This is a genomic window from Bacillus cereus G9842 (genome assembly GCF_000021305.1).
GTDB lineage: Bacteria > Bacillota > Bacilli > Bacillales > Bacillaceae_G > Bacillus_A > Bacillus_A thuringiensis_S.
This window is the reverse complement of the sequence record NC_011775.1, coordinates 158,646-178,712: the sequence shown is the minus strand read 5'-3', so window position 1 is coordinate 178,712 and position 20,067 is coordinate 158,646. Positions and strand designations below refer to the sequence as shown.

Here is a 20,067-nt window from a genome sequence, read left to right as displayed (position 1 = left end):
CTTTGGACGTAATCATTCAAAATACAATTGATGAAGAATTTAAGGAATTTATGATTGAGGTCCTGGAAGAACATTTTCCGAAATGGGACTATGAAGAATGTAGTATTGATGATTTAGAGGAGCCAAAAGAAGATGTAAAAATACTGATTTTAAATGTGAATAGTAGTGATCAAGATTATATACGATATTGTAGTTTAAAGCAGATGTTTTATAGTGACGTCCAACACTTCATTTTAATAATTGAGGATATTGACGCTATAGAATCTCTTGATAAATATCAAGATCCGGTTTTAAAAACTATTTCTAATGATGAAGAGCAATTTAGATTATTAATTTCAGAATTGAAACAAGAAAATATAAATAGTTTAATGAATTTACCATTAGATTTCCCAGTAGAAACTGTTGAGGAAATGCAGGTTGAAGAGAAAGAGGAATTTCCATTTTCATTGAATGCAAATAAACTTTCAGTAACGATTGAAGAAGATGAAAATAATGGTGCTGATATATATAACCTGAATATTATTCCAAAAGAAAAGTTTAATGATGATGAAAAAGTCAGTGCAAACATAGACAATTCAGGTAATAAATTGGAGAATATAGAATCAATTGAAAAAGAGAATGTTGAAGAGAATGAACAAGTAAATAGCAGTGAGGACGCAAATAATGGTCCAGCGGTTAAAAGTGAAACTGTAGAACATAAAGAAATAGAAGAACATAAAGAAGCAGTAGCACATGATTTGAAGCTTTCTGCTAATGGTAAACCAATAGATAAACAAGAAATTAAAGAATACATTGATGAAAGAAAACAGTTTGAAAAAAGAATCTTTAATTTACGCGACTATATAAATATTCCTGTTTATAAAAAAAAGACAATACCACATAGAGCAATAGGTATATGGTCACCTCTACATAGAAGTGGTGTTACTACTTTAAGTATAAACTTGGCATTATACTTATCTGAGTATGCATTTCCCATTGGTGTATTAGAGTCTATTACACCAAATATGAAGCAGAAAAATTCATTATCTCTTTTTAGTAATATGCCTAAGAATTGGTTAACCTATAGTAAGTTTTTAAATGGAGAGGGGAAACCCGAACAAGTTGTCTGGGATGTAAAGGGTATTCATTTTTATCCATTTATTGAAGAAGACACAGAATTAAAGTGGAATGAACAAAGGCTTGAATACTTCATAGAGGGGTTAAAATTCTATGATTTGTTATTAGTTGACCTTCCAACAGGTAAAATGGAGCCATATACTGAAAAAATACTACCGCATTTAGATGAATTATGGATTATTGGAAATAATGATATCTCCGGTGTACTTGAATGGAAGGAATATATTGATAAAGTAATAAAATCTAAAATTACTTGTAAATTAATATTTAATGAGCATTTACAATTTAGTAAGCCTGATTTATTAGAAATAGGTTTAGGGATTCCTTTAATTGCTAAAATACCTTCAATGCATATCGAGATAAATAAAAATCAATATAAAACCTTACCATTACTTGAGCAAGACCATGTTTACAATAAACTTGAACCCCATTTTGTAAAAATGCTTGAGCAAATTACAGGTGATAAAAAAGAAGTATTAACTTTTGAAAAGAAACCTGTAAGGTCCACTATTGAAATTTTTCTAAAGAAATTTATGAATTAATAGAAAGTAAAGTGAGAATTTGATAGAATATACACATAAATAACTTATGTAATTTTTATTAAATTTAACAATATTAGGCCTTTGGGGTTTGCGTTTTATACAAATTCCTTGGGCCTTTTTTGCGTTCATTTGAGAGATTAGTAAGAGAATATTATTTAAAAAATAGTGATTAATAAATATTAAGGGGGATTTATAAAATGGTTAGAGAATTTCGGCCAATTCCAAAATTAAAAGGCTGGTTTGAATATTATCATACACCTTGTGACATTTGTGGAAGTGAAAATATGTGTATGATTAATGAAGATAAAAATAGAGTTGTTTGTTGTCGAGTAAAATCAGATAAACCTTTTGGTCATAATGGGACATGCCCAGGTTATCTGCATTTTTTAAACACTGAAAAACAAACAGATTATGATTTTTCAAGTATTAAGGTAGTAAAAGAAAGAGAAAAACATACCATTAGGGAATTAAATATTGCATATCAACTTATGTTAAAAAGATGCCAACTTGATCAAAAACATTTTAATCATTTAACTGGACCAAGTCGTTGTATGACTACTGAAGAAATAGAAGTAAGACAATATAATAGTTTTCCTGATAAACCATGGCAAATAATAAAAGATATATTAAAGAGTGTTTCTGTAGTAAAACCAGACTCATTTTTGGGAGTACCAGGATTTTATACAGCTCAGGGGAAGAATAAAGGTGATAAATATATTACTATGAGTGGTAGTAAAGATTCAATTCTTATTCCTTGTAGAGATATAACAAAACAGATTGTAGGTTTCCAATATAGAATTCAAAATGTAACTAATAGATTAAAAGTAACACCTGTTAATTCAGATTTTAAGGCAGAAATAGTACAACAGCCAAATGTGGTTAAAGTACTTTATAAAGGCGAGATTGTATTTGAAGGACCAATAGATTTTAAGGAAAAGTGTTTTAAATTGAATGGTGAAAACATTGGGAACATCGAATTAAAAAAAGGCCAAAAGTACTACTGGCTTTCATCATCAGGTAAAGAGAATGGTACAGGTGTAGGGAATCCGCTTCCTATACATTTAGCAGTACCCTATCAAAGATTAAAAGATTGGCAAATGGGTGAAGAATATGAATTAGGAGATACAGTTTGGGTGACTGAAGGTTTATTAAAAGGCGATAGAATTGCACAAAAGCTTTATGAATTTAAAGACAATGAAGTTTTCAAAAAACAAAAATTGGATACTTTTGGAAGTAATGTATTTGCATTACCAGGTGTACAAACGTATCGATTAATTTTACCGATAATTAAAGAAAAAGGTATAAAGAAAGTTGTCATTGCTTATGATATGGACGCTACTACTAATAAATTTGTAAAAATGCACCTATTTAACTTTTCTAAAGAGTTAAAAGAAATTGGTGTAAGTTTATACGCAGCAATTTGGGATGTAAATGAATCTAAGGGACTTGACGACTTGCTAAATAGTAATCGATTACCGAGTGTTGTGAAGATAGGATAACAGTTGTTGTATGATTACAAGAAAGTTGTGGACTATACAACAAAGTTGTACATTAATGAATACAATTTTACAAAAGAGAAAATTAATTAGACTGATTAAAATATAATTAGATTAGTGGAAAAATGATAAAACTGTATTTGCTTAAATTTTTACAACAATAAATAAACACCTATTGATATGGGAATTACCATATTAATAGGTGTTTTATTTTTGAATATAAATAATAATGTTCATGCTTTTAGTACCCCAACTACTGTACGAATTAAAAGATAAAAACACGATCCAATTGCCATAATAATAGGTACGATAACTAGAAGTGTACCAAATGCAATTATTAAAAGAAATATTCCTTTTAATATAGTTTCTACTGTGTTTGCGGAATAGACAGTATAAATATATGGCGCATAATGCTGAAATAGGAGTAATGAACCAATTAAAATTAAACCGAACATTAACCCTACACGACCACATTCTCTACCAATCTTTCTTCCTACGAAACAATTCAATGCTAAATCTAACATATCATCCACTCCTTATTATTTATATATTAAGTAATTATACTGTATGTTGTTTTCTCTATGTTTCTAATATACAGTAAAAAACTTTTTTTTACTTTTAAAAAAAAGTTTCCATTTACTATTAAAAACTAGACCTTCGGTGAGTATAATGCACTACTGAAGCAGAAGGGCTTCCTAATATTTAAATTCTTAAAGGAAGGTGGCAATAGGATGACTTAATAAAAAATTTGTTTAATATATTTACGTAATGTTTTTAAGAGGTATTTATTCTCTTTACTATTAATCAAACTTGGAGGTGGGTTTGTGTCAGTACTTACACAACCTTTTAGAAAAAAAATATCACAACCGTTTAAGAAGTTACTTCTTACTATTTCAATGATTGCTGCGATGGTAGTTGCTGGACAAAACATGTTTACTTCTTCTCCAATTGCTGAAGCAGGAGCGAAGGTATTCGAAGGCGTTGATGCTGGTGGGCAGAAAGTATCAGTTCAAAATAATGCTAAAGCTGGTATTTTCAAAGATATGAATGGTCTGTTACTCCTTGCTATGGGTATTAGTGGATTCCTTTGTATCGGATGTCTATTATTTGCAGGTTCAAGAATTGCTATGGCACAAACAAATCCTCAAGCACGTACACAAGCTATTGGTGGTTTTGTTGCTGCTTGTTTTGGTGGATGGATCTGCTACAAATGTTTAGTTATTGCAGGATGGGTCGGCGGATTTGGAGGTTAATTAAATCCACGTTCCAAAAAAGATGGGCTAAGGGTGTAATGAATTTCTCTTACCCATCTTTTTTCATAAGAAGTTGAAAGAAGGGGTTTAATGCATAGAAAGTTTAGTTTTAATAAGTGGGCTATTTCTTGCATATCTACTCTCATTCTCGTTTTAGGAATAGGAGTTATACATCCCCCAATTGCTTATGCTGAAGACTTGAAAAAGGCAGAAGATAATTTAGAAGCTTTTAAAGATATAAATGTATTTGATTCGAAACAGGGAAGTAAGCCTAGTTCAGATACATTTAAGAAATTCAACTCCTTATTAGTTTTAGCAATAACAGTTGGTGGCTTTGTAGTTTTAGCTAACATTATTATTGCAGGTATGAAAATTACTGCATCGATTAGCAATCCTGCTCTGCGGACTAATGGAATAATCGGCTTAATTTGCGCGATTTTTGGTGGTTGGATGCTATATAAATGTATGTCTATTGTTGGATGGTTTGGAATGATCTTTAAGAACTCAAAAAGTGGTAAAGCGGGTCTTGTTTCAGATTTAAATTCAATAATGGTTATTCTTTTAGGAATGGGTGGATTTATTGTGGTTGGTTCTTTATTATACGCCGGTTCTAAATTGTCATTATCGCAAACAAATGCAAATGAGAGAACTAAAGCAATTGCTGGTTTAATTTCGGCTGGAATAGGAGCTTATATCATTTATAAATCTTTCGATATTGCAGGTTATATAGGTGGAATTTAATAAATTTTTCAGTTCAAGTTTACAAGTGAAGAATTTGATTTTGAAAGGAGGATGTAAATGCGAATTGAACAAGTACCAGCAGATATGACTAGTGAACAAAAAGTAATACTTGGCGTGGTATCGATGAGGCAATTAATTTATTTAATTATTGGTGGTTCATTTTTATATACTGTAGCACCTATTATATGGGATCTATTTGAGGGTATTGATTTTTACTTTCGAATAGGGGTATTGATAATTTCTAGTTTACCAGTATTGTCTATTATTGGTTATTTAGCCTTTTGGAAGGTTGAGAAATATAACATGTTTGCTGATTATTATTGGCTAGTACGGCTCGGGGAGAAGTCACAATATGGTGTATGGAGAAAAGGCAAAAAGGAATAGGAGGAAAAATTGAATGGATGTACTGGTGATTCTCTGTATAGGTTTAATAGCCTTTGTTGTTTACCGAATGGCTACTAAGCAACCAATTATACCGGAACAATTTAAGTTCTGGAAAAATAATGAGACAACTCTAGCTGCTAAAAAGGGGCTAGAAGAAAAATTAGCTAAAAAATCAAAAAGTACCAAGAAAAATGAAGTTCATTATGTTGAACAAGAGCCTAATGTATTTGAAGAATTAATTGATGAGATTGTTGACATTAATTTTACAATGATTCGTTGCGTTAATTACAGATATGTAATGATGGCTGAAGTTGTCCCTTGTAACTATTATCTACGTAGTCAAGCAGAACAAGAAGCTATTGATTCATCTTTTGAATCTTGGTTAGCTACATTAAATTATCAAGCAACAGTTTATATTCATAATAAGTTTATAGATTTATCAGAACAACTAGATGAAATGAAGAGAAATATGACTGAACAAAGAGATATGCCACTTAATGCATTGAAGTACGGGGCAGCAGTTGTTAAGGATTTGGAAGATTGGCAAAATAAATCACCAAGATATGAAACAAAGAGATACCTTCTGTTTTCATATGAGGTGAAGACAAGCAGTATTAAAGTTCAAGATGGTGAAGACTTTGAACAAGTTGCAATGGAAAAGGCGTATAACGAATTAATGAGAAGGATGTCTAATGCTAGTAACCAATTACAAGCAGCGAATATGTTCGTGGAACCTCTTGCTCATGATGGGATAGTAGAAGTACTCTATCACACTTTCAATAGAAGAAAGGCATTAACAGCTAAGTTTAAAAATGTAAAGGAAGAAGAACAAATGTCATTATACGTAACTGCAGATCAAACTGATTCAAGAGTTACATTGACTAAAGAAAAGATTTCAGCAGTGAATGAATCAGCCTAATAAATTTGATTCTATTAAGTGAGGAGTTGAACTAGGTAGTGCAGCTATTAAAACGTAGAAAAAAAAATAAAGAAGTAGATGTTGATAATACTGGAAAGGAACAAGAACAAATAAAGGAACAAGATGCGGATAAGAAAAATGATTTTATGGATAATGTTCCTACATTTATTGATTTAATTGCACCAGATGGGATAGCAATTAAGTCAGAAGATCATGGTGTCATAAAACAATCTTTAGGGACTCAAACATATTTTAGACCAATGTATATTCCGAGAGATGGATACCCACGTAAATTAAAGACAAATTGGTTAAATAATATTTTAAGCATGGGTGAGGTAGACGTTGTAATTGATATTCATAAGGTAAGAAAGAATGAGGCTATTAAACGACTACAAAGACAACAAACCATGTTCCTTTCAAATTTAACTTGGCAAAATAAAAAAGGGAACATAGATCAAATAAATGATCTGCAAACAAAAATTGCGGATTGTGAGATGTTAATGGAAGAAATTCAGTTTGGTGAGAACGATATGTTTAATGTTAGTTCTCAAGTGATTTTATACTCAAATTCATTACAAAATTTAAATAAATCATCAGAGTTTTTGGAAGATGCACTTTCTGGTTTTTCGATTAAACTTGCAACTGCTTTTTCAAGAATTAAAAAGGGCTATAAGAGCGGATTACCTTTTGGGAAAAATTATTTAAGTGATTCATATAGAAATATCGACAGAAGGGCATTATCCACATTCGCCCCATATATTTCAGGTTCTGGACGATATCATGGTGGTATTCCTTATGGTATTAACATGATTACTGATCAAAAAGAGTTTATTAATTCATTTGGAAATGAAACATATCGTCCTGATAATTATAACATGGGATTCTTTGGAGTATCTGGTTCCGGTAAAAGTGTTGGAATGAAGATGAAAATTTCTCGTGAGATGCCTTTAGCTAATGTTTACGCTGGAATTATTGATCCTGAGGGAGAATTTGTAAAGTTAACAAAAATTTTAGGTGGCATTAATTTAGATGTACATGAAGAAAGTGGAATAATAATCAACCCTTGTGCAATAAATTATTCTGAAATTCCACTAGATGACAAGAATGATGAAGAGCTAGAGATGTTAGCACAAGATGATAAGGTAGTCATTTACGAAAAAGATGGAAAGAAATTTCAAAGGTTTGTTCCTATTAGAGAAAAGACGAATGAAATTCTTGATTTCTTTGACATTGTAGTGCGCGGTAAAGGTGGAATTGAAGATGGCTTAGATGTATATGAGCGTAATTACTTAGAAGAAGCAATTATGTATATTTTTACAGAAGAGCTGGGTATAACCTCACATCCAGATAGCTTGTTTAAAGATGGGGTTGAAGAGGTAGATGGTAGATTGATACAATCTCAAGTCCGTAAGCCTGAACCTGAAATTTTACAAATTTATAATTACATATTGGAGAGATATAGTGATGCAGATGATGCCAAGAGGTTACTGCATGCGATTAAACCATTTTTAAGAACGGGTTCTAAACCTATTTTTGATGGTCAAACAAACTTAGGTAGCAATGTTAAACAAAGCTTAGATGAATCTAGACTTGTTAATTTTAATATTTCTCAATTGGAGGAAGGATTCTTAAGACCAATTGCTTTCCACGTTATTCTTAACTACCTATGGGAATATTTTGCTAAAAACCCAAAAAATTCAACGAAGCGAAAGTTTATTTATTGTGATGAAATTTGGCAGTTTATTGATAATGAGCAAACAGTTACATTCTTTGAAAAGATAGCGCGACGTATTCGTAAACGTCATGGTGGATTATGTTACGCATCTCAAGATTTTGTGCGCCTATTACGAAATGCAAAATCTCGAGGGATTTTAACTAATACTCATACTTTGCTTTTCTTAAAGCAAAACAAGATTGATAAAGAAGAGGTTAGAAGAAACTTCGATATTACTGAAGGTGAGTTAAATATTATATTTGGTAATCCTGCAAAAGGGGAAGGTGTATTAAAAACAGGTGATTCTTCAATTTGGTTGCGAACGGATCCATCAGATGAAGAATTAGTATTTATTGAATCCAACCCTGCGGTGTTAGAAGAAAAATTAAAGAGACAGGCTATTCATAGTAGATAACCGTAGCATATTTAAAGTTTTTTTTGAAGTGGAGGTTTGTTAATTGGATTGGATAGGCGAGAAGGCGTGGAAAGCCGCTGAAAGTATGGTACAAGGGTTTTGGGATAATCTTTGGAAACCTTTTGAATCAATCCCTACATTCTTCAGATTAGTGTATGGATATAAAGAAGACACTTTAGTATATAATACGTTTGCTCCAAATGATATTACAGGAATTATATCTCCTGGTGTTGGTAATTTAACAATATTAATTGGTTTTATATTAGTGTTTTCTATGATTTATGCGGCGAATAAAATATCAAGCACTTCAATAAATCCAGGTAATCGAACATACTTTTTAGAGTTCGCAAGGGATTGGATATTTGTAATTTTGGTGCTTGGTAATTTGAGTATATTGTATGATGTTGTATTTACACTTAATAAAGGGATAATTGATTTCTTTAAATCTAGCTTAGATCTTACTGGAAAAGACATTTATCCTCCACTTGGAGAGCATATTATAGGTGGGATTTTTGCACGTTTAGTACTTTTAGGTGTAACGATATGGGCCTACTTCTATTATTTAATGAGAAAAATAACATTAATTATTTTAATGATTCTAGGCCCTGTTTTTATTAGTCTATTTATGTTCCCTGCAACACGTCAAGTGACATTCACATGGTTTAAAGAATTTGTAGGAACTGTTTTTGTACAGGCTATCCATGCTTTATTACTTTGGATTGTCGCAACAATAGTGGATAAAGGGACTGGATTTGGTGCGATTGAAAAAGGTGCCGATGTAGGGCTACTTACAATCGGTATGCTTTATATAGTTATCATTCCATTAGGGGAAGCTTTAAAAAACCTCTTTGGACTTAGCTCTGGTATGACTGATGGCTTAAGCAAAACTGCATCAATGAGTGGTCTTGCTGGTTTAGGAGCGATGTACAATGTCGGAAAAGGAGCTTTACAAGGTAAAAGTGTAGGTGACTTAACTAAAGGTTTAGCTAAAGGTATAACAAGTAGAGCTAGAAATGGTGGAAGAGATAATTCAGGAGATGGATCGGAAGGTGCTGCTAAAGAGGCGGCAGTTAAAGATAATTCAGCAAGAAAAATGTTTAAGATGTCTGAAATTGTATCCCGTGGTGGGAAAATGGTCATGGGAATGGCTGGTACCGCAGCTGGTATGGGGCTAGGACCAGGAGGTTCAGCATTAGGTTCTTTAGCTGGATATAAAATGGGTTCAGCAGTAACACCTATTGCAAGAGGTGCATTTGTAGGAGCAAAAGGACTTAATGGACTTGTTCAAGGTGGGGTTATTGGTGCAAAAACTGGTGCGAAAAATGCTATGGAATCAGAATTCTTTAAGAATTTATTAAACCAACAAGCTGAATTTGATACGAATAATTGGGCTAAAGACAATAAAGATGCTTTCATGAACGATTTAGCTTCTAAAGGTATTACAGGTAACAAAGCTGAAAAAGCCTGGAATCAAAAATTAGCTGATCAAAAAAAATATTTTAAAACTCGTGCTAAAGAGGCTTATAAGCAAAATGGTCTAGCTGCATTTGATACTACAAAAGCAAGAGCATCAGAATTAGCTGAAGAAGCTGCAAATGAGTTGGTTGATCAGTATGCAAATAATACTGCAAATAAAGAAGCATTTAAGAAGAGTTACTTGGAAAATACAAAAAAACAAGGTATTGAAGCTAATGACGAAATGGTTGATAAAGCCTGGAATCAACATTTGGGTCAAAAACGTCAAGAGTTTTTAGGAAATACTAGAAAGCTAGCTAGTTCTTTAGCGAAAGGAAAAAGTTTAGATTCCTTTATTGATAAAGAAGCATTTACTAAACTAGCAAATAAAAATTACGATGGTAATTTAGTAGAGCAAGAACAAGCATTTAAGCATTTTTATAAAGCAAAAAATCCAAATGCTACATCTAAAGAAGTAGATTCAGCATGGGATGAACAAAAAGACTTAATGGCAAATAGATTTGCTAAAGGATTAAATGCAAAAATTTCAAACCTAAATCAAACTCCATATGGTACAGGTCAACAAGCTTTAGGTTCATCAATGGCTAAACAGTTTGCAGATGATTTTAAAAAAATGTATGCGAATGAAGAAAATCAACATAAAGGTGCATTTGTTAAAAAGTTAAAGCAGGAATTTCCTGAAATGAAGAAAATTGAAATTGAACGTTTATGGAACGAGCATGTAGAAGAAAAATATAATGATGTATTAAATGGAGCTAATAAAGTTGCTAAGCAATTAGGTACAGTACCGAATGTAGATAATGTACTAAATAAAAAAGACTTTGCAAAAGCCTTATTAAGCTCTGATGCGACAAAGGCATATATTGGCGCTCAAGAACAAGCATTTAAACAGAATTATTCTCAACAGAATCCTGAGGCTACTCAAGAAAAGGTAAATAATGCATGGGAAAATCATAAATTGCAATTACATGAAAACATGGGAGCAACTGTACAGAAATCTATGTCTAAAGTTGCCAATACATTACCTTCATTAGCAACTCAAGCTAAAGCGATTGACTTAGTTAACGCGGTTTCTCAAGGTTCAATGAACAATTGGTTAGCAAATAACTCTAAAACACAATTTGCTAAACAATTAAAATCTACGCCAGGTAATGAAAATATTACCCAAGGGGAAATTGATCAAGCTTGGAATAATGAGGTAACTACACAAAAAACACATTTTAAAGAGCAAGCAACGCAAGCAGCGCAACAATTAACAAATGGTAAACCTCTTGATAGCTTTGTTGATAAAGGACAGTATAAGCAAGTCATTCAGTCAATGCGTTTAAAAGATGCAAAACAAGCCTTTGCTGAACGTTATGATGGTCAAGCATCTCGTGAACAGGTTGAACAAGCGTGGTCTTCTCAATTGCCGAATGCTAAAAATATTATTTCAAATGAGCTTGATGGGTCTATTAGTAAGGTAAGCTCTTCTTCTGGTATACAGGGTGTAATAAGTGGAACTCATGCAAGAGGTGTTGATTTAGTAGAACAAGCAACTATGGATTTAACAAGAGGATATGCAGAGCAAAACAGAGAGCAATTCTATTCTCAAAAATTAGGTGCTGGTATGAGCATTAAGGCTATTGATAACGCTTGGAAAGAAAACGTAGAAGGCTACCGTAATAATGTATTCGAAATGGCTACAAATACACTTCAAGATTTATCAGGAGGACAATCTCAATATGCATTTATTGATAAAAATCAATTTGGTCAGGGATTAGCATTTAGAAGAGTGGAAGTTGCTAGAAATGAATTTTCACAAAAATTTGCGGGTGCTTCACCAGAATTTATTGAAAAGCAATGGGAACGCAGTGGCATTGAATCAAAAATGAACAATGAATCCCAACAAGTAATTGCAAACGTCCCTAAAGTACAAGCTACTAAAGGATATGAATTAGGTCAATTTATGGCTACTCATCGCGCATCCAATATTACGGATCAGTGGGCAGCAAACAATAAGGAGCAGTTTTTTGCTCAGCAAAAGGCTAAAGGTATTGCAGAACCACAAATTCAAAACTCTTGGAAAGAAGCAGTCGGTGTACAATACGCTAATAATTTAACTAATGTGCAACAAGAATTAGCAAATAGTACAAACAAAAACGTGGTTATTCCAAGACAAATTGGTGCGGTAGTACAAGGTATAGCGACTGGTAGTATGCAGGGTGCATATGCAGGTTCAGGTTTAAAGAATTTTATTGATACTGGGAAAGAGGCAATTAACTATAAAGTATTTGACAAAGTTCCAGAAGTAAATACGTTAGCAGAAGCCGAACAAAAGCATTTGCAATTCCAAAATACAATGTCATTTGCAGCAGGGGTTTTAGGTGGTCAAAAGGCTTATCAAAAGGTAGCAAATATTGCAGCTACTCATAGCCCATATGCTTCTAAAATTCAAGAGTCTGTTATGGAAGTCGGGGACATTGCTCAATATGCTCAAAAAGCAATGGTAAAAGATCAATTTTCAGGACAAATGGTAGAAAGAATTAGTAAGGATGCTATTAGATTAGTAGTTGAACCTGAACGTTCATTTATTCAGGTAAAAGGAAATGATGGTCAATATAAACGAGTTTCTCCTTACGGTGCAGGTTGTACTGAGTTACAACAAGGTGAAGTTTTATATCAAGATCAAACTATATTAGAAAATACTTTAATCCCACGCGCTATTCAAGGCTCGAATTCTACTTTCTATAAAACAGATTCTAGAGGGTTAAAGTCTATTTCAGATCATAAGGTACTAGTTAAACCTACAGATTTATTATCAAATCGACACCAAGTGATAAATGCAGAAGAAGTAGTACATTTTGATTCGTTTAGCCCAGAAGTTGACCAAGGGAACTTTACAATGAAAGATTTCCAACAAAATTCTGCTGATAATAAGGCTACTTGGGTTGTAGAGAAAAATAGAAGTTATATGGTAATGAACGACCATAGTAATCGAAAATTAAGAGTAACACCATACTTTGAAGGTAATCCATCGTTACCATTTGGAGAAACTATTTTTAAAGAGTTTGCTGTTGAAGGTGGAAGATTAAAAGGATTTACTAAGGAAGGTAACTTAAATTCTTACCGTATGGGAAGTAATGGTGAACCATTGTTGGCTGATCCTGAATTATTCCCTAATATCGATGTGAATAATTATCTTCGTCCTGAACCAAATAAAAGGTTAATGCGTCGTAAATTCATTGAAGAAAGACGTACTAAGCAAGGGGTGTAGTGAATGAGTCCGAGAGATAATGATAACTTAGCAATCCAAGAGGATGAATTCATTAGACGAGATATATCTACAGAGGAAGAATTACGAGGAAGGTTGTTAAATAAACAACCTTCTTCTACTAAACAACCAAGAAGTACTTCAGATAGATTAAATAATAGAAAACAACGGGACAATAATCATAAGGAACAAAATAGAAAACCAGATGAAAAACAAAAGAAATCAAAACAAAAGAAGTCAAAAAAGACAGAGCAATCCTCTAAAAGTAGTAAAACAGGTAATTTAAGGCAACAAGCAATGAATAAAGCAAAACAGCAAGTTCAAAAACAATTACAAAAGCAGGCCCAGAGAGCGGCTAAAGCGGCTGCAAAAAAAGCTGCGAAAAAAGCTGTGGCAAAAGCGATTAAAAAAGCTTTAGCAGCTGCCATGAAAAAAGTAGCTTTAGTCTTGCTCAAAATGTTAGCTGGAGTAGGTCTTCCAGTTATAGGGATACTGTTACTAGTAATTACAGTAGTTGTTATCTTGAGTATGCTTGCTAGTGCATTTTTAAGTTCAGGTTCGGATAATAATATAAAAGGTTTAAGTCAACAAGACAAAGATACACAAGCTTATGTAAAACAGCTATCAGAATCAAGTTTTGGTGGTGCGGAACAATGGGCTTATAGACTACCTCAGGAACTATTATCATCAGTAATTCAATTAGATTCGTGGCGTGATGGGAAAGATTTAAAAGATTTTGATCCCAATAAAATTGATTTTGGTGGAGTTGGAGGAGTAGGTGGCGGAGTAAATGATGGTTCAAACGGTGGCGGTGGAACCGCTCAAGATACCGGGAACTATACTACCGCAAATGCAGGTCCATGGATGACATTTGAAGCAACTGGATATTATGGAGAGGATTCTGCAATGCAAGGTGGATTTTGTCCAGCGGTAGGTTGTGACAAAATTGGCTTTAATTTTAGTCAGGCAATTAGATATAACGGATATCGTGTTGTTGCAGTTGACCCTCGAGTAGTTCCGTTATGGTCTATTGTTGAAATTAATGATCCTGGGACGGGTTTACATATCCAAGGGGTAGCACTTGATACAGGTGGGGCCATTAAAGGGAATAGAATTGACATTCTACATGAAAATCGGACCCAAGCTTATGCATTCGGCCGAAGATATAATACTCAAGTTCGTGTTTTACGTCCTGGAGCAGGAGATAAGACTTATCCGCAACGGGGGGATGGGGCGCCTTTAGCAACAGCCCAACCACCAGCAGGAAGTCAAACACCAGCCCAACCAACCCAACCGTCTTCAGCTGAAAACAAAAAGGCAGATCAAATTATTGAAGAGGCTAAAAAATATATAGGAGTTCCTTATGTATGGGGAGGTTCGTCACCTAAAGGGTTTGATTGTAGTGGATTAACTCAATATGTATTTAAGGCTTTAGGAATATCATTAGATCGAACTGCTGCTATGCAATCAAAGCAAGGTAAAAAAATTCAAAATGCAAATGATGTGAAAAAAGGAGATTTATTATTCTTTGCTAACACAGGTAATCGTAGTGGTATTACTCATGTGGCTATATATATTGGTAATGGGAAGATGATTGAAGCACCTGATGTTGGACAAAATGTAAAAGTTTCAGAGTTTAAAACTAATAAATTTGCATGGGCTACAAGAATGTTAGGAGATGGTGATCTAAGTTCAAATGAAGGAACTGATGTTTCTTCGGGTGGTGGTTCTGGAGTCGGTTCAGGTGGCCCAGCTAGTGTTAATAAAGCCTTATTAAAATACTTCTTTGATAAGTTGAAACCTGATTTTACCTATGAAACAAAAAAAGAAACCATAGAAAATAAAACAAAGACATGTGCTAGAAAAAAACCAGGAACAGATGATTGTGAAGAATGGAAAGAAAGTATAAGTACTAGCACGCGTGAAACAAAGGTGATTTCAAAAGTAAGAGCATGGAATGGTGAAGCAAAAATCAATTATAAAGAAACTAAATCTGGTTGGAAACGAACAGGTGACAATACTGAAGTACAAGAAACCAATCATTTACAAGACAAACAAGAGTTTAAATATGATTTTTCTAAACTTGATGAGATTTTAACTCAAGCCGGCTATAACTATACAGATAAAAAGATGTTCCAACTGTATTATGAATATGCTAGCGGTTTACCTTTACATTATATAGATTGGTTGGATGGAAAAGATATCTCTGCATTATTAGATGGAGACTTTATTGGAGACATAATTCCAGGTTCTAGTATTCCGCCTCAATTCATGCCGATTTATTTAGGGGCAGAGAAAAAACATGGTACACCATGGTTTATCTTAGCGGCAGTACATTACCATAAAAGTTCATTTTCTAAAAATATTACGGTCTCTGCAGCTGGTGAAAGAGGTCCAATGGGAATTAAACCTGTTGCATGGATGGGATGGAAACACCCAAGTCGTAATTCTGAAGGGAATTTACAAGGAATTAGCAATAAAGATTTACAAGATATGGATTTGATTAAAAAATATGGTGGTTATGGAGAAGACGGTAATAATGATAAAAAAGCAGACATTGATGACAACTATGACGCAATTTATACGGCTTCTAAATACTTATCGAAATTAGGCGTGAAAGAGGATATGGAAAAAGCACTGTGGCTTTATACTAATTCAAAAGATGGTGGAAAAAATATCTACGATACTGCCATGAAATTCAAGAGTGAAGCTACATATAAACATGATCAAAATCAATTACCAACAGCTACAAGTGGTGATTGGATGGTTCCGACACAAGGTAGATTAACTTCTGGATATGGTGATAGATCATTTGATAATCATCATGGTATTGATATTGCTCAAAAGGGAACAGTTCCAGTAGTAGCTGCAGCAGATGGAGTAGTATTCAGATCCTATTTATCTACTACTTATGGAAACTGTGTAATGATTAGACATAATATTAATGGCCAGCAGTATGAAACTGTCTATGCACATATGAGAAATCGTGCTGTAACTGAAGGCTCCCAGGTTAAAAAGGGACAGTTTTTAGGATATCAAGGTGAAACAGGACAGGCTTATGGCCAACATCTACACTTTGAAATGCATACACCATCATGGAATATTAATAAGTCTCATGCTGTAAATCCAATACAATTTATAAAAATACAGTGATACTAAAGGGATAGATGTTATTTATCCCTTTAGTCATCTAAATGTGCTTAATAGAATTAATTAAACAATTTATGAAGGGGTGTGAATAAAGAAGTGCCGAAAGAGAAAAAAATAATAGTTTTTATATTACTAGGATTTCTATTAATTTTCTTTATAGGAGTTCAATCGAGAAATTATATGTATGGGGAAAAATCTTCATTTGCAACATCTTCCCCGTTACATGTAATCGAACAAAAAAAGAAATTAGAAAATCAAATAAAACGTACAGAAAAATACTATAACTCAATTAACTATGTTATAAATAAATTGAAATTAGATGATATTGGTGAAATTGAGGGATTAACTGATAAGGAAGGAATAAGTCAGGAAGAATTTTTAGCAGAATTTTTTGCATCTACATTATTAGAAAATGATGAAATATTTTTGGCGCATGTAGATCCTAATTCATTACTCAATGATAAAGACTTTGATTTGTCTAATGAAAACATCAAAAAAATAAAAAATTTAATTTCTAGAAAAAGCACTATTAAGGAAGTTTATTTACAGTCTAAAACAATTAAAGATAATTCTAATTTTGAAGTTGTTGTTTTAATTTCATATCAGAATAAAGATAATTTGAAATTGAAATTACGAATCTCTAAATTGAGCAATAACCATCATAATGGTGATAATGGATTATTTATGGTTAATACATCTCTTTCTGATATAAATAAACAATTACAAGGGCAATAAATTTGAATTAAGGTCTAAATGGTTAGATATAAATAAAGCATAGTTTGAATGGATTTTAGTTCAAACTATGCTTTATTTTATTTATAACTGTTAAATTATTTTAACTTTAAAATTGAAAGTTTTTCAATTGGTTGTAATGGTATATTATTTTTTATTTTCTGTTCTGCGGATTGTCTACTGTCCATTAAAATAGCACGTGATAAGGATTGGAAGTATTTAAAAGCATAATCCTTATCATTTTCATTTTTTTTGATATATTCTTGATCAGCTGAATTAATTTTGAAATAGGGATGTGACTTAAGGTTTTGTAATAATATGTTTGCGTCTTCTTTGCTAAACATTTTCTTTGGTTCAAATTGTTTATTATTAGGTAACATTAGGTTATGGCTAAGTATAAATATAATTGATTCATAATACGGATCTTTTGAAAATACATCTTTAACTAATATAGTAGGTCTTTTTTGTAAAGGTTTGTCTTTTGTGTTATTTATCAGGGAACTCAGGATAACAGCCATTTCTTCTTTTTTCATCTTTAATTCGGTTCCAATTGATGTTAATTCGAATTTTTGGTGTGGTAAATATGATTGTTCGCCGTGGTTAAATAATGTAATTGTTGTCTCCGGCTGTCCTTGTACTTCTTCTTTTTTCTCTTTTGGAAGTTTTTCTTCAATTCTCTCCATGACATTAGTACTATCTATCCCTGATTTATCTTCACTTTGTTCTCCAGAAGTTGATTCATGGTCTTCATTATTAGTAGAGTCACTTGTATTTTTAGACTCGGACTTGGAAATATAAACATTGCCTTCACGAACTAAATTTTCTCCTATTGTAATAGGGTACTTAGCTTTAATGCCATTAGGAGTTACATTAAATGATTTTGGCATTTCTTCAATTTTCTTAGGTTTTGTATTAGACGAAATAGGTAATTCTTCATTTTTAACTTCAGGAGCAGTAAATGTTGTCACGGTTTGACTATTAGAAATAAATCTTCTAGCCCCCAAATAACGTTGTTTATAGTAAGGATTACTTAAATTAGCGATATGGACTTTTGTACCACCCTCATGTATAAAATTACCGTTTTCTAGGTAAATACCAACATGTGAAGCACCTTTTTTATAAGTTTCAAAAAAAACTAAGTCTCCTTTTTGTAATTCATTCGTTAGTATTCCTTTACCCTTTCCAAACTGTTCTGCAGCAGTTCTAGGTAAATTTATTCCTACACTCTTTAAGACATGTCTAGTAAATGATGAACAATCTAATCCTATGTTTGGATTTTCACCACCAAAAATATATGGTAATCCCATATAAGTTTTTGCATATGCCTCAATTTTGTTTGCTATTTCATTAGTAGCATTAACAGGTTGTTCAGTAGCTACTTCTGAATTGTTGATTGTTTCTGCTAGAATGGGATTACCATACAATGCACACCCTACTGTAAATACTGATAGCATACCTACTATCTTTCTTTTCATTAATGTGTCCTCCTTAAGTAATAGATAGTACACATTGTATTGATTTTAAATCGATATTTTAATAGTAATTTGCATGTTTGAGAAAAATATAAAAATTACTATTAAAATTCTACAAGACGATGAATATAATACATGTCATATAAAATAGAAGTGGGGCGATGTAATTGCAACATGAAAGGAATGATTTAATAGATTTTATAAAATCTATTTGTATTCTAGGGGTTATGTGTATTCACACTGTTGGATTGAGCTTTTCTGTTGAGAATATAACTGTTTTAGGATTATATATTGATCATTTATTTAGATTTGCAGTTCCAATATTTATAGGGATTTTAGGGTATATGACTATTAGAAGGTATATAAATATTGAATCATGGTCATTATTCTATAAGAAAAAGATATTATATATTGTTATACCTTTTTATATTTGGTCTTTTATCTATTATTTAACTCCAAATGTTTATCCATTTTCAAATGGGGAAGAAGGTAAACAATATTGGTGGCAGATATTAAATGGTGAAAGTGAAATTCAATTGTATTTTATGATTGCCTATTTCTTGTTTCTATTAATGACACCTTTAGTAATTTCCTTATATAAGAAACTCTCAAGAATTGGATTTATAATTATTTGCCTTTCATTGTTATCAGGTCATGTATCATTATTAATATACTCAGATTATATGGTCTGGATTAAAAAAGTGGATTTTTGGTATACAAATTTGAATTATTCATTACCTATACATTGGTTAGCGTATTATTTAATAGGGATTCTAATGGCTATATTTGAAAAACAGATAAGTAATTTTATTATACGTAGCAAGAAGTACTTTAATAAAAGTGTAAGATTAGTGATTAGTCTTTTTCTGTATCTACTAGTTGTTATGGCTTTTCTAGTGTCTATACGAGGACTAAAGCCGTACGCTACTGTTTATTTAGTTTTATTGAGCTTGGTTGCATTATACGTCTTATATAACTTATATGACATTCTAAAGACCAAAAAAGTTGTAGGCTATTTTTACTTTATTGGTAAAAATTCATTTCCAATTTATTTAAGTCATGTACTATTTATAAAAGTTTGGTTTTTCTTGTTAGAGAAGCACCTTTCTTTCGTGAATTTATTCATAATATATATTGGATGTTTAATTTTTTCATTATTATATACTTTGTTACATAAGAGAATATATAACTTGATAAAAATAAATCGAAGTAAGGATTTAGAACAAGATATAGAGGGAAGGGCTTAAATTGGAATTAATAAAGACAATATTTGAATTAGTAGAAAAAATAAATCAGCTGCCACTACTATATTTTGGGATTCTTATACTAGTTGGCGTCTCTTGTACCTATGTTTATAATAAGTTTTTGTGGGATTTGTTGAAAGCGTAGTTTTTAAATGGTGTA

The 20,067-nt window shown here is 32.3% G+C and carries 13 protein-coding genes; 11 read left to right on the top strand and 2 right to left on the bottom strand.

Translation table 11 applies throughout. The annotated features are described in order from the left end of the window. Positions 1-2 precede the first annotated feature (2 nt). Both BCG9842_RS28255 and BCG9842_RS28250 read left to right on the top strand, forming a co-directional pair. On the top strand, positions 3-1,658 hold the full coding sequence (locus BCG9842_RS28255) for a hypothetical protein (RefSeq protein ID WP_000382552.1): 1,656 nt from the start codon (positions 3-5) through the stop codon (positions 1,656-1,658). 197 nt (positions 1,659-1,855) lie between these two features. Beyond that, complete coding sequence (locus BCG9842_RS28250; RefSeq protein ID WP_000251202.1) at positions 1,856-3,157, top strand: DUF3854 domain-containing protein; 1,302 nt, start codon at positions 1,856-1,858, stop codon at positions 3,155-3,157. Positions 3,158-3,387: 230 nt separating this feature from the next. Here BCG9842_RS28250 and BCG9842_RS28245 read toward each other — a convergent pair whose 3' ends face one another. Beyond that, positions 3,388-3,678, bottom strand: coding sequence for a hypothetical protein (locus BCG9842_RS28245; protein ID WP_000884900.1), 291 nt, complete (start codon positions 3,676-3,678; stop codon positions 3,388-3,390). A gap of 300 nt (positions 3,679-3,978) precedes the next feature. On the opposite strand from BCG9842_RS28245, the gene BCG9842_RS28240 reads away from it, so the two are divergent. From BCG9842_RS28240 to BCG9842_RS28205, 8 genes are all read left to right on the top strand, one after another. Continuing rightward, complete coding sequence (locus tag BCG9842_RS28240) at positions 3,979-4,407, top strand: hypothetical protein (RefSeq protein WP_000115127.1); 429 nt, start codon at positions 3,979-3,981, stop codon at positions 4,405-4,407. A gap of 90 nt (positions 4,408-4,497) precedes the next feature. After that, complete coding sequence (locus BCG9842_RS28235; protein WP_000554819.1) at positions 4,498-5,148, top strand: hypothetical protein; 651 nt, start codon at positions 4,498-4,500, stop codon at positions 5,146-5,148. A gap of 57 nt (positions 5,149-5,205) precedes the next feature. Further along, positions 5,206-5,532, top strand: a complete 327-nt coding sequence (locus BCG9842_RS28230) for a PrgI family mobile element protein (RefSeq protein ID WP_001217717.1) — start codon at positions 5,206-5,208, stop codon at positions 5,530-5,532. Between the two features lie 13 nt (positions 5,533-5,545). After that, positions 5,546-6,451: a hypothetical protein gene (locus BCG9842_RS28225; protein ID WP_000382914.1), complete on the top strand. Its 906-nt coding sequence runs from the start codon at positions 5,546-5,548 to the stop codon at positions 6,449-6,451. Between the two features lie 38 nt (positions 6,452-6,489). Next, positions 6,490-8,580: a VirB4 family type IV secretion system protein gene (locus tag BCG9842_RS28220; protein ID WP_001176383.1), complete on the top strand. Its 2,091-nt coding sequence runs from the start codon at positions 6,490-6,492 to the stop codon at positions 8,578-8,580. 43 nt (positions 8,581-8,623) lie between these two features. Beyond that, a complete protein-coding gene (locus tag BCG9842_RS28215; protein ID WP_000383796.1) occupies positions 8,624-13,312 on the top strand; it encodes a type IV secretion system protein in 4,689 nt (1,562 codons plus the stop codon). Between the two features lie 3 nt (positions 13,313-13,315). Continuing rightward, complete coding sequence (locus BCG9842_RS28210; protein WP_000074898.1) at positions 13,316-16,462, top strand: NlpC/P60 family protein; 3,147 nt, start codon at positions 13,316-13,318, stop codon at positions 16,460-16,462. Positions 16,463-16,543: 81 nt separating this feature from the next. After that, a complete protein-coding gene (locus BCG9842_RS28205; protein ID WP_001031660.1) occupies positions 16,544-17,194 on the top strand; it encodes a hypothetical protein in 651 nt (216 codons plus the stop codon). Between the two features lie 95 nt (positions 17,195-17,289). Here the strand turns inward: BCG9842_RS28205 and BCG9842_RS28200 are convergent, their stop codons facing one another. Beyond that, positions 17,290-18,666 carry a C40 family peptidase gene (locus BCG9842_RS28200; RefSeq protein WP_000823388.1) on the bottom strand — a complete coding sequence of 459 codons (1,377 nt, stop codon included), beginning with the start codon at positions 18,664-18,666 and terminating at the stop codon, positions 17,290-17,292. Between the two features lie 164 nt (positions 18,667-18,830). Between BCG9842_RS28200 and BCG9842_RS28195 the strand changes: the two genes are divergently transcribed. Then, positions 18,831-19,910, top strand: a complete 1,080-nt coding sequence (locus BCG9842_RS28195; protein WP_001163454.1) for an acyltransferase — start codon at positions 18,831-18,833, stop codon at positions 19,908-19,910. Positions 19,911-20,067: the final 157 nt, after the last annotated feature.

What these genes read in the sequence shown, in the direction of transcription:
- BCG9842_RS28245 (WP_000884900.1), bottom strand. Translation starts at nt 3,678, where the DNA reads ATGTTAGATTTAGCATTGAATTGTTTCGTAGGAAGAAAGATTGGTAGA.
- BCG9842_RS28200 (WP_000823388.1), bottom strand. Translation starts at nt 18,666, where the DNA reads ATGAAAAGAAAGATAGTAGGTATGCTATCAGTATTTACAGTAGGGTGT.
- BCG9842_RS28250 (WP_000251202.1), top strand. Translation starts at nt 1,856, where the DNA reads ATGGTTAGAGAATTTCGGCCAATTCCAAAATTAAAAGGCTGGTTTGAA.
- BCG9842_RS28235 (WP_000554819.1), top strand. Translation starts at nt 4,498, where the DNA reads ATGCATAGAAAGTTTAGTTTTAATAAGTGGGCTATTTCTTGCATATCT.
- BCG9842_RS28230 (WP_001217717.1), top strand. Translation starts at nt 5,206, where the DNA reads ATGCGAATTGAACAAGTACCAGCAGATATGACTAGTGAACAAAAAGTA.
- BCG9842_RS28225 (WP_000382914.1), top strand. Translation starts at nt 5,546, where the DNA reads ATGGATGTACTGGTGATTCTCTGTATAGGTTTAATAGCCTTTGTTGTT.
- BCG9842_RS28210 (WP_000074898.1), top strand. Translation starts at nt 13,316, where the DNA reads ATGAGTCCGAGAGATAATGATAACTTAGCAATCCAAGAGGATGAATTC.